We start from the raw sequence: 15,770 nt of genomic DNA on the forward strand, positions 1-15,770 counted from the left end.
CAGCACTCGAAGCAGCAATCGGCCGCGGCGGGGCAGGCGCCGGCCGCGCAGACGACCGGCACGCAAGTTTTGCAAGCGCCGGATATGCCTGCGGAGAAGGCCGACTAGTACCCCATTTCAGCCAATTTTGCAGGGCGCCAAACCGGGTGGGGGCCGGAGTCGGGGAACCTGATCGAAGTCTCTGCTCGTGGTCGTGGTCGGATACTCGACCACGACAACGAAAGCAAAGTTGGGAGAAACGCTGCACTCGTCTGGGCGGGCCAAGTTCCTGCGGCGACTGGCTACAGATGCTTCAAGGGCGATTTTGTACTGGCCACCACGGATTGCTCGTTGTTCGGCCTAATGGTACTGGGGATATGTCGGTCGCTAGCGGAAACTCCCGCCCCCGATGCAGGAACCACTGCGCTCGGGGCCTTGCCGTGCGATTCCGGCCCGCCCGAGCACGCGGCGTCGAGGCAGGCGCAGGCAACGGCGGGCAATTTCGCCCGCGGTCGCTGTAGCGCTCCGGGAGGGCCGGTTGCAGGCTGGTCCACGATTCCTGCTCTTTGGCGACGCCCATCTCTGGACCTTGGGTCTCATCGTCGCCGTCGCCGTGCTGCTGCCCCTAGCCGTCCGCCGGTTGTGGCCGCTCGCGGTACGGCCGGTCGCGGTGTTGCTGGCGCTGCTGCTGCTGGTGCAGGAGGTGGGTAACCTCGCGATGCAGGTGCTGCGTTGGGGCGTGTCCGTTGAGCTCCTGCCGCTGCACCTGTGCTCGCTGGCGGTGTTTGTGACCGCGTGGGCGCTGCTGAGCGGCAACTCGCGCGTCTACGAAGTCGCCTATTTCTGGGCCTTTGGCGGCACCACGCAGGCCCTGCTGACGCCGGATCTGCGCTTCGGCTTTCCAGATCCGGCCTATGTCGTCTTCTTCGCCAGTCATGGCCTCGTCGTCGTGGGCGTGCTCTATGCCACCCTCGCGCTCGGGTTGCGGCCCCGGCCCATGTCCATCGTGCGGGTGGCGCTCGTCACGTTCGCGGTGGCCGTCGTGGTGTTTTTTGTCGACCTCTGGCTCGGTACCAACTTCATGTACCTGATGGCGAAGCCCGAGGGGGCGTCGCTGCTGGACTGGTTCGGCCCCTGGCCCTGGTACTGGCTGGGCTTGATAGGTGTGGCGCTGGCATCGTTCCTGGTGTTGTACGCGCCCTTCCTGGTGCTGGACCTGCGGCGGCGAAAACCCATCGCGGCGGCGTCCGCGGGCGAGTCCGGTTGATGTCCACGAGGTCGCCGCATCTGTGCACTGGCTGGTGCCGCCGGCCCGGTCTGCGCCGATTCGCCAGCCCCTGGCCGCGCGCGGCGGGCCCGGTCGGCGGGTGTTGCGGGCGCGGCGCCGGGTTGTGCTGGCACCGGCGTGCAGGCCTAGGCAGCGGATTCCGGTGCGCCGAGCATCTGCGGGCGCGCCTCTTGCCGCGGGAGATTGCATGAACCACGATCACGACGGCCCGACAGCGGTCGCGCCGCCGCCGGAGCAGGGCGGGCAGCCCCTGGAGCCTGAGCTCCGTACCCTCGCGGACCACATTCCCGACATCATCGGGCGCGTGGACCGGCAACTACGCTACGTCTTCATCAACCGCGCCGTCGCGGACCTCACCGCCAAGCCGGTCGCCGCACACCTGGGCCAAACCGACGAGGAACTCGGCTATCCGCCGGCGCTGTGCCGGCTGTGGCGAGGGCAATACCAGGAGGTCTTCGCGACGGCGCGCCCCAGCGAAATCCGCTACGCGGTCGAATTGCCGCAGGGTCTCACGCAGTTTAGCAAGCGTGCCGTGCCGGAACTGGCGGAAGACGGCTCGGTCGAGTCCGTGGCGTTCATCGCTCGGGACATGACCGCCCTGGAGCGTGCCGCCGCCGAGCGCGTGAGCCATCGCAGGCTGCTTGCCGGCGTCAACCGGATCTTCGAGACCCTGGTCACGGGCGTAGGTGACGCGGCCTTTGCCGCCGCCTGCCGGGCCGAGGCCGAGGCGCTGACCAACAGCCATCTGTCCTGGCTTTGTGAGCTCGGGGCGGACGGCGTGCTGCGCGAGGTTGCGGCCGAGACCGCGTCGGGCACCCAGGGGCATGTCGCGCTGGACGCGGCCACGCTGGCCGACCCGAGTCTGGCGGACGGTCTGAGCGATCAGGTGCTGGACCAGGGCCTGACGTTGCTCGCCGAGGGCGTTCGGGTGCCGCGCCCCGACCCCGGCGGCGGGGTGCCGCACGAGATGGCGCAGACCAATTTGATGGGCGTTCCCCTCAAGCACAGGGACCAGGTCATCGGCATGATCGCCGTCGCCGATCACGCCGGCGGCTACGGCTCGGTGGAACAGGACAATCTGGAGGCCCTGGCTCCGGCCATTGCAGAAGCCCTGGCTCTGCGCAAGGCGGAGGCCGCCGTGGAAGCCGCCAAGCAGCAGGCGGAGGTGGACCGCAAGCGGCTCGAGGCGGTGCTGGAGGCGACGCCGCTCGCGGTGGCGTTGATCGACGCCGAGACGCGGCGCGTGATCTACCAGAACCGGCGCACGTTGGCGCTCTATGGCATCGAGCAGGGCGGCTTCCATCTGGAGGCATACGCTGGCGAGCTGCATGCCCGACACCCCGACGGTAGTCCCTACGCCTTGGAGGATTGGCCGGTGAGCCGATGTCTGGGCTCCGGCGAGGTAGTCCATCGCGAAGAGATGTTCATCCAGCGTGCCGGTGGCGCCGCGTTTCCGGCCCTGGTCAGTGCCGTGCCGGTGTGTGATGCGCGCGGCAAGGTGGTGGCGGCCGTCGTCGTCTGCGACGACATCAGCGAGCACAAGGCCGCCGAGGCGGCGCTCGCGCAGCTCAACCAGGCGCTGGAGGCGCGCGTCGCGGAGGTGAGCCGTCAGGCAGACCAATTGCGCGCACTGGCGAGCCAGCTGAGCCGGGTGGAGCAGCGCGAGCGCCAGCGGCTCGCGAAGATCCTGCACGATCACATCCAGCAGCTCATCGTCGCGGCGCAGATGCAGTCGGCGGCGGTGGTGCGTGATGCCACCTCGGAGCGCCAGCGCGTGGCCGGGCGTGCCGTGCAGGAGGTGCTGGCGGAGGCGCTCGAGGTGTCGCGCTCGCTGACGGTCGAGCTGAGTCCGCCGGTGCTCAGGGAGGCCGGCCTCATTGCGGCGCTGGACTGGCTGGCCGAGCGCATGCAGGAGCAGCACGGATTCACCGTTCAACTGCATGCCGAGACCCGCGCCGAGCCAGACGCCGAAGAGCTGCGCTACCTGTTGTTCGAGTCCGCCCGGGAGCTGTTGCTGAACGCCGTCAAGCACGCCGGCGTCAGCTCGGCCGACGTCGTGTTGGTGCGTCCCCGCGACGGTGGTCTGGAGCTCAGCGTCAGCGACGACGGCGTCGGCTTCGACGCGCGCCTGCTCTCGCGCCGTCGGGCGAATGCGACGGGCTTCGGGCTGTTCAGCATCCAGGAGCGCCTGGCGCACCTCGGCGGGCGCATGCTCATCCACAGCGCGCCGGGGGAGGGTGTGCAGGTGACGCTCCACGTACCGCCGCGGGGCGAAGAGGCGTTGCGCCGTCAGGCCCCGATCGGCGCCGACGTGGTGCAGGCGGGCGCGCCTCAGCCGCGCTCCGCGCCCAGTGTCCACCGCGTGCTCCTGGTGGACGACCACCAGATCATGCGCCAGGGTCTCGCCGTGCTGCTCCAGGAGGAGGCCGACATCGAGGTGATCGGCGAGGCCGCCGACGGCAAGCACGCCGTCGCGCTGGCGGCCGAGCTGCGGCCGGACGTGGTCATCATGGACGTGAACCTCGGCGCCGGCATCGACGGTGTCGAGGCGACGCGCCGCATGCTCGCCCGGGACCCCTCCCTGTGCGTCATCGGCCTGTCCATGCACGTCGACAGCGCCGTGGCCGCGGCCATGCGCGACGCTGGAGCGGTTGCTTACCTGACCAAGGGCGGCCCCGGCGCGGAGCTCATCGACGCGATCCGCGCCTGTCACGGCAACTGACAGCCACCCGGCGCCGGCTGTCCCGCCGGCAGTCTCTCAGGGCACGGCCCTGACCACCCCGCCGCGGCGCCCGTCGCCGGCGCCGTGCAGGTGTCCGGCGGCATCGATGCCGACGCTGTGGGCGCCGCCGAAGAAGACGTTTTGCGCCCGCCACACGTGGGGCGAGCGCCAGCGCGCCGCGAGCGCGGCCAGGGTCTCCTCGGCCACGGGCGGTTCCAGGCTCAGCACGCCGTCCTCGAGGTGGATGCGGGGTGCGGCGACGGCCTCGTCCAGGGGCAGGCCGAGGTCGATGCGGTTCACGAGCACCTGCAGGATAGCGCTGCGGATGCGGTTGGAGCCGCTCGAGCCGGTGATGGTCCAACCGCCATCGGCATGCGCCACCAGCGTCGGGCACATCATGGAGCCGAGCCGCGTATCTTCCGGCCAGCGGTGGAAGCCCCCGCCGGCGAGGTCTGCCTCGCCCAGCATGTTGTTGATGACGATGCCGGTGCCGGGCAGCACATAGTCGGCGCCCTCGCCATTGGACAGGGTCAGGCTGGCCAGGTTGCCGTCGGCGTCCGCGATGCTGATCTGCGTGGTGCCGCGGCGGAACAACGGCCCGCCCGCGCCCAGTCCCAGCGCTCTGAGCCTTGTGGCGAAGCGGCCCCGGTGCGTAGCACGCAGCGCGTCGTCCGGCGCTCGCCCGGGCGCCAGCAGCGCGCGAAGCTCGCCGGTGGCGGCCATGGCCTCGGCCAGCAGCAGCCGGTGCGGCGGCGTGCCGAAGGCGATGCCGCGCAAAGACGCCTCCGCGAGCAGTTCCAGGGTCAGCGCCAGCAGTGCCCCGCCCACGGATGGCGGCGGGTTCAGGTGCAGCCGGGCGTCGCGGTAGTCGAGGCCGAGCGGCGCCCGCCGCTCCACCCGATAGTCCGCCAGGTCGGTGGTGGTGAGATGCCCGCCGGCGCGGCAGTCCGCCGCGAGCCGCTCGGCCCAGGGGCCATCGTGGAGCAGCGCCGGCCCCGCCTGCGCGATCTGCGCCAGCGCCGCGGCGAAGTCGGGCCAGGGCACGCGCTCGCCGACAGCGGCGAGCCGGCTCGGGTCCGCGGGCGAGGCGTGCAGCGCGAGCACGGCCGCGTCCGCGCGCAGGATGGGCTCGACGATGCGCGCGATGCCGTGCTGGAAGGCATTGATCTCGACACCCTGCTCGGCGAGCCGGCGCGCCGGCGCCAGGAGCTTGCCGAGCGGCAGCCGGCACAGCTCGTCCTGCACCGCGCACAGGCCGGCCACTGCGCCCGGCGTGGCCATGGAGCCGCGGCCGATGTGGAACTCCTGGGTGGCGTCGCCGAAGTCCACGCGCACCGAGCGGAAGTCCAGCGTGGCGTCGGGTGCCTTGCGCTTCGGGGTTTGGGTGAAGAAGTCGTAGACGACGGGCGCCTCGCCCGCGGGGCGCGCGTGCAGGAAGCCGCCGCCGCCCAGCGATGCGAGCACCGGCTCTGCCACGCAGGCCATCGCGAGTGCGGCGACGGCGCCGTCGAAGGCGTTGCCGCCGTCCGCGATGACGGTTGCCGCGGCTGCGGCGGTGTCCGGATGACCGGCGGCGATGATGGCGCGGGGCATGATGGGTCTGCGCTCGGGCGTGGCCGTGTACGAGGGGATGTCGATATAGTGTTTGGTCAACGAGCCCAATGTTAACCGGCGCCGGCGCGGTGTTGCCGCGCTGGTGTCAGCGGTGGAGGCGATAGACTCATGGAACAAGATGCTGCGGCGCGCATCACCGCCCTGGAGGCGGAGCTCGCGAGTGTCCGCGCCGAGGCCGAGGCCGAGCGCGAGCGCTTCGATCGGCGGCTCAAGCTGGCCCAGAGCGCCCTGCCGGAGCGCCGCGATCCGCGCACCGTCACCCAGAACATCGCCGCCCAGCAGGAGATCGATGCGTTGCGGGGCGCGCTGCGCGAGCGCGACCGGGTGGTGAAGGAGCTGACCCAGCAGGTGCGCAGCCTGGAGGACCAATTGGAAGACAGTTACCGGCAGATGGATGCTGTGCGCCGGCAGCTGGGCCAGCGCGAGCAGGAGCTGGTCGAGGCGCGCAGGCAGGCGGAGATTGCCAGTCGGCGTGCCGCCACGCCGCCGCCGGCGCCACCGCCGCCGTCGCGGCTCCAGCAGCGCCCGCCGCCGCGGCCGCCGAGCCAGGAGCGGATGGACGCGGTAACCTTCGCGATCGGGCTGTTCGTGGGCGCGCTCCTGGCCTGCGCCGTGGCCGTGAGCTTGTGGTGGACCGGGCATTGGCCGGCCGCCCCCGATGGCGCCGGCGGACTGGCGTCGGCTAGCGTCGCCCAAGACCGCCCAGCCCTGGCCGATCCAGTCCTGCCTGGCCATGCCGGCTGAGCGCGCGTCCACCGGCCCGGTGCTCGGCGTCGGCATCGCGGCGCTGGACATCGTCAACCTGGTGGCCGCGTATCCGGCCGAAGACGCCGAGGTGCGCGCCCTCGGCCAGCGCATCGCGCGCGGCGGCAACTGCGCCAACACCCTGGACGTGCTCGCCCAGCTCGGCCGGCGCTGCGCCTGGGTGGGTGTGCTGGCGGGCGATCAGGGGGCGGACTTCATCGCCGTCGACCTGGACCGGCGCGGCATCGACCGCCGTCATGCGGCCCGTGTGCCCGGCGGCGCGACGCCAACCTCTTACATCACGCTGAGCCGCGCCACCGGCAGCCGCACCATCGTTCATCACCGCGACCTGCCGGAACTGACCGCCACGGACTTCGACGCCGTGCCGCTCGCGGACTGCGCGTGGGTGCACTTCGAAGGCCGCAATCCTGCCGAGACCGCACGCATGATCGCCCGCGTGCGGCGGGAGCGCCCGGATGTGCCCGTGTCGGTCGAGATCGAGAAGCCTCGCCCCGGCGGCATCGAGGCGCTGTTCCGCGGTGCCGACGTGCTGATCTTTGCCCGCGCCTACGTGCAGGCGGTGCTCGGGGACGCCACGGCCGACCCGCGCGTGTGCCTCGAGCGGTTGGCCGCCGACACCGATGCCCGGCTCTGCCTGCTGCCCTGGGGGGCGGACGGTGCCTATGGGCTCGCCGCGGGCGCAGCCGCGCCCGTTTTCGCACCGGCCCATCCGCCGGACGCGCTGCGCGACAGCATCGCCGCCGGGGATGTCTTCAACGCCGCCGTCATCGATGGCTTGCTGGAGACCGGGCTCGCGGCGGCTTGCACTGGCGCCGGGCTCGGCGCGCTGCTGGAGCGCGCGAACCGGCTCGCCGGCCACAAATGCGGCCGCGACGGGCTGGACGGGCTGGTGGACAGTGCCCGCGCCGCCGCCCTGTGGCGAGGAGCAAACCCGTGAGCGACACCTACGAGATCTGTGCCCTGGCCGACCTGCCGGACCCCGGCTCGCGCGGCTTCGAGGTGGAGGACGTCGAGGGCTTCGTGGTCCGCCGTGGCGACGCGCTGCATGCCTATGTGGACCGCTGTCCGCACACCGGCGTGCCGCTGGCCTGGTCGCCGAACACCCACCTGGACGCCGAGGGCCGCTTGGTGCAGTGCAGCATGCACGGTGCGCTGTTCCTGCCGGATACCGGCGAGTGCATCCACGGGCCCTGCGTCGGGCGCTTCCTGACCCCCGTGCCCATCCTGGTGGAGGGTGGACGCGTGCTGATCCGACTCGATGAGCTGCCGGAGATCGACTGAGATGACGCGGAGAGAATCTCTTGCGGCTGCGTTTAATGCGGCTGCTGCAGCAGCACTTGTTGGAGCGGCACACTTGAAGGCTGTGAAAGTATGGGAGGTCGGGTTAGCGCAGCGTAACCCGACGTTGAGCGCCGGTAAGCCGTTGATTGTCTGGTTACGCTATCGCTAACCTGCCTACGATCCTTGTGGGAGCGGCACGCTTGGTGCCGCGACCGGCGGCAAGGCAGTGCACCGCGCCCCGAGTAACTGCTGAGCGGCAGGCAGCCACGCGGCCGTCATCGCGCCACAAAAGGCAGTGGCGCACCTACGATGCCGGCGCTGCCAGAGCAGACCCTCTGGGAGCAGACCCTCTGGGAGCAGTCCTCATGGGAGGTCGGGCTGACCTGGGAGGTCTGACAGGCCGATGGTCACTTCGAGCGCCGTGCGTTGGGCCGCAGTCCTCCAGCCCGACCTTCCATGAGGTCCTCACCGGCTCCGAGCGGCCCGCCATGCGTCACCGCAGCGCCAGCGCCACCGTGTAATGCGGCCCCTGCTTGAGCTTGTCGTAGTTGCCGAAGACGTCTCGCAGGTGGCGCTTCATGAACTCCCGCAGCCCGTTCACTGTCACCACGTAGAGCCGCCCGCCGGGCCTGAGCCGGGCATGGGCATCGTGCAGCAGCAGGGTCAGCAGCTCCTTGCCCACCTTGGCCGGGATGTTGCTCGCGATGAGGTCGAACCGCAGCGCCGGGTCGATCTGATCGAAGCCGTTGCTGAGCTGGGCCGTGGCGTTGGCGAGGCCGTTCAGCGCCGCATTGCGCCGGGCGAAGTCCACGGCAACGAAGTCCTTGTCCACCATCAGGGTGCGCCCGCCCGGTGCCAGCGCCGCGAGCGTGCAGCCGATGGCGCCATAGCCGCAGCCGAGGTCCAGGCAATCGGCGTTTTGTTCGACCTCCACGTGGCGCAGCAGCAGCGCCGTGCCGGCGTCGATCTCCCGCGGCGAGAACAGGCCCCAGGTGGACTCGAAGCGCAAATGCCGGCCGGCCAGCTCGGCCTCGAAGCTGAGGGGGGCGCGCAGGGCGGCGAGGTCGCGTTCGGTGAGCATCTCGGGTGAGAATCCGTTGACGAAAGCCCGCAGTTTACAGGGCCATGTCCGGGCGGTTCGTCATCTACACTCACGGGCTCACCCGACGGAAGTCTTAACCCGGCAGAGCCGAGGGCGAGCGTCGTGGTCGACGATTCTGTTCGTTGTTATTGTTCTGTTCGTTGTTGTTGTCGTTGTCGTTGTCGTGATCAAGTATTGGCGAGGCTACGACCACGACCACGACCACGACCAGGGCCACCACAACGCAAGAATTGACGCATCTGTAAGCATTTGGCGCCCTTGAGACACCCAGACCTTAGCGTTCCCTGCCCCAGCCATTACCGCAAGCTCACCACCCGTGTCCGACCTCGCCGGCCAACTCGACATCGAACTGCATAGCACGGGCGCAGCGCCCGGCGCTGTCATCCGTTCCAGCCGGCCGCTCACGGCGGCGCGGATCTTCGCCGGCAAGCCGCTCGCCGCCGTCAGCAGCCAGCTTCCGCTCCTGTTCAGCGTCTGCGGCACGGCTCAGGCCATGGCCTGCGCGGTGGCCTGCGAGGCGGCACTCGGCTGGTCGCCGGCGCCGTCGGTGGTGCACGCCCGCGGGCTGCTGCTGCGCGCAGAGACCATCAAGGAGCACCTCTGGCGGCTGCTGCTGGACTGGCCCAAGGCGCTGATCCGGCTGGATGCCATGCCGGCCGTCGTGCACATGACCACGAGCGCCCGGGAGCGCGAGGCGGCCATGGCGGCGGCGATGCGCGCGTTTCTTCAACTGCGCGCGGCGCTGACCGCCGGTGCCGATCCGTTCCTGCCCGGTGCGCCGGTCAACCAGCCGCCCACCGATGTGCTCGAGAATGCCTCTGCCATCCTCGCGTTGACGGCGGTGGAGCAGGTGTTCGGCACGGTGCCGGCCGACTGGCTCGCCGGGGTCACGACCGCGGCGGATCTGGACGCGTGGGCGACGCGGGCCGACACGGCTGCCGCGGCGCTGGTGCGCATGGTGGCGGAGCAGGGGCTCGCCGATCTCGGCCGATGCGACGTCGGTACCCTGCCGGCGGGGAGCGGTGGCGCGCTCGCCCCAGGCTTGCTGGAGGGCTTGGCCGCCGCGCTGGCCGCGGACGCCTTCGTCGCGGCGCCGCTGCTGGACGGCCAGCCCATGGAGACGACGCCCTTCGCCCGCGAGCTGCACCGCGGTGGCCTCGTTGCCGGTCTCGCCGCGGTGCACGGCAACGGGCTGCTGCCGCGGCTCGCGGCGCTGTTGGTGGAACTGGCGCGAGACTCCGCGGCGCTGGCGGCGGCGCCGCTGGACGCCCCGCTGGACGCCCCGGTAGGCGCGCCGGCTGTCGCGGCGCTGGCGCCGGTTTCAGGCACGGCCATGGTCGCCGGCATCGGCGCCGCGCCGGCGGCGCGCGGGCTGCTGGTGCATCGCTTGGAATTGCTGCGCGGCGCTGCACCGGAGACGACGCGGGTGCTGGGATATCGCATGCTGGCGCCGACGGAGTGGAACTTTCACCCCGAGGGCGTCGTCGCCAAGGGCCTTGCGGACATCGCCGCCGCGGGGCCGGCGGATGCCGGGCGCCCCGACCGGATTGGGGCCCGCGCGCGCATGCTCATCACGGCAGTCGATCCCTGCGTGGATTATCGCTTGTCGGTATCCTGATCTGCCGCGGGACGCCCAGCGCACGACACAACTATTTGTCCGGAGAATCACCATGTGCCTCGCCATACCCGCCCGAATCCTCGAGCTCGAACGGGGCAGCGACGAAGCCGTCGTCTCCCTGGGGGGCGTCCGCAAGTCCATTTCCATGGCGCTGGTGGATGATGCCGCCGTCGGCGACTACGTGCTGGTGCACGTGGGCTATGCGCTGAACAAGGTGAGTCCCGACGAGGCCGAGCGCACCCTGGCGCTGATCCGCGCCGCGGGCGAGCTGGACCCGGCGGAATTCGCCACCGACGCCGCCGGCGGCGGCTTGCAGCCATGAGCCAGGCATCAGCCATGAAGTACATCGACGAGTTCCGCGACGGCGCGCTGGCCCGCGGGCTTGCCGGCGCCATCGCCGCCGAGGCCGATCCGGCACGCGAGTACCGGTTGATGGAGTTCTGCGGCGGTCACACCCACGCCATCTATCGCTACGGCGTGCAGGACCTGATGCCGGCCAACCTGCGCTTCGTGCATGGTCCCGGCTGCCCGGTCTGCGTGCTGCCCATGGCCCGCATCGACCAGGCCATCGCCATGGCCGTGGAGCACGGCGTGACCTTGTGCACTTACGGCGATCTGATGCGGGTGCCGGCCAGCGAGCGCCGGAGCCTGCTCAAGGCCAAGGCGGGCGGTGCCGACATCCGCATGATCTACTCCACCCAGGACGCGCTCGCCATCGCCCGCGCCGATGCGGACCGGCAGGTCGTGCTGTTCGCCATCGGCTTCGAGACCACGACGCCGCCGACGGCCGTGGTGCTGAAGGTCGCTCGCGCCGAGGGGCTCGGCAACTTCTCGGTGTTCTGCAACCACGTGCTGACGCCGCCGGCGCTGAAGACCATCCTCGCGACCGCCGGACCCGATGGCGTGCAGCTCGACGGCATCCTGGGGCCCTCGCACGTCAGCACCATCATCGGCAGCCGGCCCTATGAATTCGTCCCGGCACAATTCGGCAAGCCCGTGGTCATCGCCGGCTTCGAGCCGCTGGACGTAATGCAGAGCGCCCTGATGCTGGTGCGCCAGATCAACCAGGGCCGCTGCACGGTCGAGAACCAGTACACCCGCGCCGTCACCCGCGACGGCAACGTCAAGGCGCAGGGGCTGATGGCGGAGGTGTTCGCGCCGCGCGACAGCTTCGAGTGGCGCGGGCTCGGCCGCCTGCCACACAGCGCGCTGCGCATCGCGGACGCCTACGCCGACTTCGACGCCGAGCGGCGCTTCCCGGTGGCGCCCGGGCAGGCCAAGGAGATCCGCGGCTGCGAATGCCCGAGCGTGCTGCGCGGCGTCATGGAGCCCACCGACTGCAAGCTCTTCGGCACCGTCTGCACGCCGGAGAACCCCATGGGCGCCTGCATGGTGTCCTCCGAGGGCGCCTGCGCCGCCTACTGGAGCTACGGCCGCTTCCGCCCAACGAAACAGGGCGCTGACCCCGTGCTGAGGGGGGCGGCGTGATGGGTGCGTCGGACGCCTCCCGGCCGCGCTATGCCGGGCGGCTGGATCTCCAGCACGGCGCCGTGGACATGAGCCACGGCAGCGGCGGGCGCGCCATGGCGCAGCTCATCGACGAGCTGTTTCGCCGCCACCTGGACAATGACCTGCTCGCCCAGGGCAACGACCAGGCGCTGTTCCGCCCGCCCGCCGGGCGGATCGCCGTCAGCACCGACGGCCACGTCATCTCGCCGCTGTTCTTCCCGGGCGGCGACATCGGCTGCCTTGCGGTGCATGGCACCATCAACGACGTCGCCATGTGCGGCGCCCGGCCGCTCTACCTCACCGCCGGCTTCATCCTGGAGGAGGGGCTGCCGCTCGCCGACCTCGCGCGCATCGTCGCGAGCATGGCGCGGGCCTGCAACGAGTGTGGCGTGCCGGTGGTGACGGGCGACACCAAGGTCGTCGAGCGCGGCAAGGGCGACGGCTGCTTCATCACCACAACCGGCGTCGGCGTCGTCGCGGACGGCATCGACATCTCCGGTGACCGCGCCCGGCCCGGCGACGCCATCCTGGTCTCCGGGACCATCGGCGACCACGGCGTCGCCATCATGTCCAAGCGCGAAAATCTGGGCTTCGAGACCGAGATCCGCTCCGATACCGCCGCGCTGCACGACCTCGTCGCCGCCATGATCGCCGCCGTGCCGGACATCCACTGCCTGCGCGACCCCACCCGCGGCGGCCTCGCCAGCACGCTGAACGAGCTGGCCCAGCAGTCCGGCGTCGGCATGCAGATCACGGAGCCGGCGATCCCCGTCCGCGCGGAGGTCGCCGCCGCCTGCGAGCTCTTAGGTCTAGACCCGCTCAACGTCGCCAACGAGGGCAAGCTCATCGCCATCTGCCCCGCCGCGCACGCCGAGCGCCTGCTCGCCGCCATGCGCGCGCATCCGAAGGGCCAGAACGCCGCCGTCATCGGCGAGGTCTTCGAGGACCCCCACCACTTCGTGCAGATGGAGACCGCCTTTGGCGGCAACCGCATCGTCGATTGGCTGGCGGGGGAGCAGTTGCCGCGGATTTGTTGAGCCGCGGCGGCGGCCGGCCTGACGTATCGACGCTCACCCGGTTAGGCTTATCATTCGGGTCGACAATAAGGCTTCGCTCCCCTTCGTCTACGAAAGCACCGGGGGCATCACCCGCTTCACCAACGGTCGCGACCCCGCGCCGCGCTCCCGCGAGGTTTTCGGCTTCCACCGCCCGGAAACACTGGCGGAAGACCTGTGGAAGAAGGCTTCTCTGCGTGAGCGTTTGCGCAGGCTGCCGCCACTGGCTGGAGCCATCGACGGAGCGGCACCGCTCTGAAGCCACGATCGCGCCGTTTCATCCCCGGCATGAACAGATGCCGTAGACTTCGGCACTCGCCCACCGGCGCTCTCATCCCCCGTCACCCGGGACAGGACTCTCGCTCCGGCCCATGCCCATCGAGCACGCCTTCGACGTCCCCTTCGTCGCCGCCCTGGCGCTTAAGGAAAAGCAGATCCAGCAGAACTACCGGCCCATCATCGCCGTGCACAAGTGGTTTGCGCGGCGGCCCGGCACCTTGTTCCGAGCGCTCTTGCTCGCCGAGCTGGGCCGGGAGCGGCTGGCTGACGCCTTCTACCGCCCGCAGGACTTCCCGGGCGTACAGGTCGCGGACCCCTTCATGGGCGGCGGCACGCCGCTGATCGAGGCGAACCGCATCGGCTGCGACGTGCAGGGCTTCGACATCAACCCGATGTCCGCGTGGATCGTCCGCGAGGAGATCGAGCACCTCGACCTGGATGCCTATGCACCCGCCGCGCAGGTGCTGATGGACGCGCTGGCGGCGAGCGTCGGCAGCCTCTACCGCACGGACTGTCCGCTCTATGGTGACGAGGATGTCCCGGTGAAGTACTTCCTCTGGGTCAAGACGCTGGACTGTGCGGCCTGCGGGCGGAGCCTGGACCTGTTCCCCGGCTACCTGCTCGCCGAGGACAAGCGCCATCCAAAGAACGTGCTCATCTGCCCCCGCTGCGGCGACCTCAACGAGGTCAACGACCGCAAGCACCCCGGCGCCTGCACCGGCTGCGGCGCCGCGCTCGCCACCACCGGACCCGCGCGCCGCAACCGCATCGACTGCCCCGGCTGCGGGCATACCAACCGCTACCCGCGGCCCGAGGCCGGCCCGCCGCGGCACCGCCTGTTCGCCATCGAGTACTACAATCCAGCCCGCAAGGCCCGGCACCGCGGGCGCTTCTTCAAGAAGCCCGACGAGCGCGATCTGGCGCGGGTTGCCGAGGCCACGGCGCGCTTCGATGCGCTGTCCCCGGACTTCGTCCCCGCGCAGCCCATCCCGCCAGGCGACGAGACCGACCGCCTGCACCGCTGGGGCTACCGGCACTACCGCGAGCTGTTCAATCCACGCCAACTACTGGCGCTGGAGCTGAGCTGCCGGGAGATCGCCGCCGTCGCCGACGAGCGCATCTGCCACGCGCTGGCCACCAACCTTTCCGACCTGCTGCGCTACCAGAACATGCTCTGCCGCTACGACACCATGGCGCTCAAGTCGCTGGACATCTTCTCGGTGCACGGCTTCCCCGTGGGCCTGGTGCAGTGCGAATCCAACGTGCTCGGCATGCGCAACGGCCATGGTCGCGCGCGGCAGGCCGCCACGCCCGCGGTCGGCTCCGGCGGCTGGATCAACATCGTCGACAAGTACGCCAAGGCCAAGCGGTGGTGCGACGCCCCCTTCGAGATTCGCCAGAACCGCGGCCGCAAGATCCAGGTGCCTATTACCGGCGAATGGATCGGCGAGCAGCGCGATGGTGGCCGGTGTCGGTCCGTTAGCCTACGCTGTGCCAGCGCGACTACCGCCGAATTGCCGCCGGCCAGTCTCGACGCCGTCTTCACCGACCCGCCGTATTTCGGCAACGTCCAATACGCGGAGCTGATGGACTTCTGCTACGTCTGGCTGCGCCGGCTCGTCGGGCACGAGGCCGAAGGCTTCGACCGCCCATCCACCCATTCCCCGCAAGAGCTCACCGGCAACGTCACCCAGCAGCGCGACCTCGCCGGCTTCGCCGACGGCCTGGCCAGCGTCTACGCTCGCATGGCCGCAGCCCTGAAGCCCGGCGCGCCGCTCGCCTTCACCTACCACCACAACCGCATCGAGGCCTACTACGCCGTCGCCGCGGCCATCCTCGACGCCGGTCTGGTCTGCTCCGCGTCGCTGCCCTGTCCCGCTGAGATGAGCGGCTCCATCCACATCCACGGCACCGGCTCATCCATCATCGACACCGTCTTCGTCTGCCGCACCACCGGCAGCACCCGCCGCCGCTGGCTGTTCGAGACCCCGGCCGAGCTGCGCGTCGTCATCGCAGCCGACATCGCTCAGCTCACCGAGGCGGGCCGGACGCCGACCTTGGGCGACACCCGCTGCATCGCCTTCGGGCATTTGACGCGCATGGCGATCTGGCATCTGCGCCACGGGTGGGAGCGCGAGCTGACCATGACCGACAAGCTCGCGAGAGTGGCCGAGGCGATCTCGCGCTGGGGGCCATTGGATGAGATTGTCGCGAGCCTGAAGTCCCAAGCCATTGCCGAGCCGGCGCCCTTGCCGTACCCGCTTGCGAGCCACGCAGAGTTGGAGGCCGACGATGTCGTATCCTTTTGAAGCAAGCTTCGACGAGATTCAGTCCAACTTGGACTTCTACGTGGATCAGGTCTTTGCGTGCTTGACGTCGGAATTCCTGGTGATGCCCAAAGGGCCGGGCTTCGTTGAGTTTCCCGTATTCGATGACGGCTACGAGGCACTGAAGCGGGCTACCGGAAACTTCCAGCGGTTACGGCCCGAGGCCGTCCTGCCCGCGGTTTACGAGAAGCCCATCGCGCTGATCGTGCTGCGGTGCATCCTCGGCTTCAC

At 70.3% G+C, this 15,770-nt stretch carries 12 protein-coding genes and 1 pseudogene; 11 read left to right on the plus strand and 2 right to left on the minus strand.

The window, feature by feature from the left end:
• The first annotated feature begins 517 nt into the window (after positions 1 to 517).
• Together LJE69_RS00005 and LJE69_RS00010 are read left to right on the plus strand one after the other, a co-directional pair.
• The gene (locus tag LJE69_RS00005) at positions 518 to 1,246 is read left to right on the plus strand and encodes a TIGR02206 family membrane protein (RefSeq protein ID WP_296919844.1); all 729 of its coding nucleotides are present in this window, start codon (positions 518 to 520) and stop codon (positions 1,244 to 1,246) included.
• Between the two features lie 208 nt (positions 1,247 to 1,454).
• A complete protein-coding gene (locus LJE69_RS00010; protein WP_296919846.1) occupies positions 1,455 to 3,989 on the plus strand; it encodes a response regulator in 2,535 nt (844 codons plus the stop codon).
• Positions 3,990 to 4,025: 36 nt separating this feature from the next.
• Here LJE69_RS00010 and LJE69_RS00015 read toward each other — a convergent pair whose 3' ends face one another.
• The gene (locus tag LJE69_RS00015) at positions 4,026 to 5,582 is read right to left on the minus strand and encodes a gamma-glutamyltransferase (protein ID WP_296919848.1); all 1,557 of its coding nucleotides are present in this window, start codon (positions 5,580 to 5,582) and stop codon (positions 4,026 to 4,028) included.
• A gap of 129 nt (positions 5,583 to 5,711) precedes the next feature.
• Here LJE69_RS00015 and LJE69_RS00020 point away from each other — a divergent pair, with 129 nt between their 5' ends.
• From LJE69_RS00020 to LJE69_RS00030, 3 genes are read left to right on the plus strand one after another with little or no spacing between them, the layout of a single operon-like run.
• Positions 5,712 to 6,347 carry a hypothetical protein gene (locus LJE69_RS00020; protein ID WP_296919850.1) on the plus strand — a complete coding sequence of 212 codons (636 nt, stop codon included), beginning with the start codon at positions 5,712 to 5,714 and terminating at the stop codon, positions 6,345 to 6,347.
• Positions 6,337 to 7,305, plus strand: coding sequence for a PfkB family carbohydrate kinase (locus tag LJE69_RS00025; RefSeq protein ID WP_296919852.1), 969 nt, complete (start codon positions 6,337 to 6,339; stop codon positions 7,303 to 7,305). Before LJE69_RS00020 ends, LJE69_RS00025 begins: the two co-directional genes overlap by 11 nt.
• Entirely contained in the window at positions 7,302 to 7,649 is a 348-nt protein-coding gene (locus LJE69_RS00030) for a Rieske (2Fe-2S) protein (RefSeq protein WP_296919854.1), read from the plus strand. Before LJE69_RS00025 ends, LJE69_RS00030 begins: the two co-directional genes overlap by 4 nt.
• 493 nt (positions 7,650 to 8,142) lie before the next feature.
• On the opposite strand, the gene LJE69_RS00035 is transcribed toward LJE69_RS00030, so the two are convergent.
• Entirely contained in the window at positions 8,143 to 8,730 is a 588-nt protein-coding gene (locus LJE69_RS00035; protein ID WP_296919856.1) for a methyltransferase, read from the minus strand.
• Positions 8,731 to 9,067: 337 nt separating this feature from the next.
• Between LJE69_RS00035 and LJE69_RS00040 the strand changes: the two genes are divergently transcribed.
• The 6 genes and pseudogenes from LJE69_RS00040 to LJE69_RS00070 all read left to right on the plus strand — a co-directional run.
• Complete coding sequence (locus tag LJE69_RS00040; RefSeq protein WP_296919858.1) at positions 9,068 to 10,369, plus strand: hypothetical protein; 1,302 nt, start codon at positions 9,068 to 9,070, stop codon at positions 10,367 to 10,369.
• 52 nt (positions 10,370 to 10,421) lie between these two features.
• A complete protein-coding gene (locus LJE69_RS00045) occupies positions 10,422 to 10,691 on the plus strand; it encodes a HypC/HybG/HupF family hydrogenase formation chaperone (RefSeq protein WP_296919859.1) in 270 nt (89 codons plus the stop codon).
• Positions 10,692 to 10,705: 14 nt separating this feature from the next.
• The gene (hypD, locus tag LJE69_RS00050) at positions 10,706 to 11,857 is read left to right on the plus strand and encodes a hydrogenase formation protein HypD (protein WP_296919860.1); all 1,152 of its coding nucleotides are present in this window, start codon (positions 10,706 to 10,708) and stop codon (positions 11,855 to 11,857) included.
• Positions 11,857 to 12,915 carry a hydrogenase expression/formation protein HypE gene (gene hypE / locus LJE69_RS00055; RefSeq protein ID WP_296919862.1) on the plus strand — a complete coding sequence of 353 codons (1,059 nt, stop codon included), beginning with the start codon at positions 11,857 to 11,859 and terminating at the stop codon, positions 12,913 to 12,915. Before hypD ends, hypE begins: the two co-directional genes overlap by 1 nt.
• A gap of 389 nt (positions 12,916 to 13,304) precedes the next feature.
• Positions 13,305 to 15,521 (plus strand): DUF1156 domain-containing protein, encoded by a 2,217-nt coding sequence (locus LJE69_RS00065; protein ID WP_296919864.1) that lies wholly within the window; start codon positions 13,305 to 13,307, stop codon positions 15,519 to 15,521.
• Positions 15,505 to 15,770, plus strand: a pseudogene (locus LJE69_RS00070) (hypothetical protein); the annotation flags it as partial. The gene LJE69_RS00065 and the pseudogene LJE69_RS00070, both read left to right, overlap by 17 nt.

The organism is Thiohalocapsa sp., from assembly GCF_022340605.1.
Taxonomy (GTDB): domain Bacteria; phylum Pseudomonadota; class Gammaproteobacteria; order Chromatiales; family Chromatiaceae; genus Thiohalocapsa.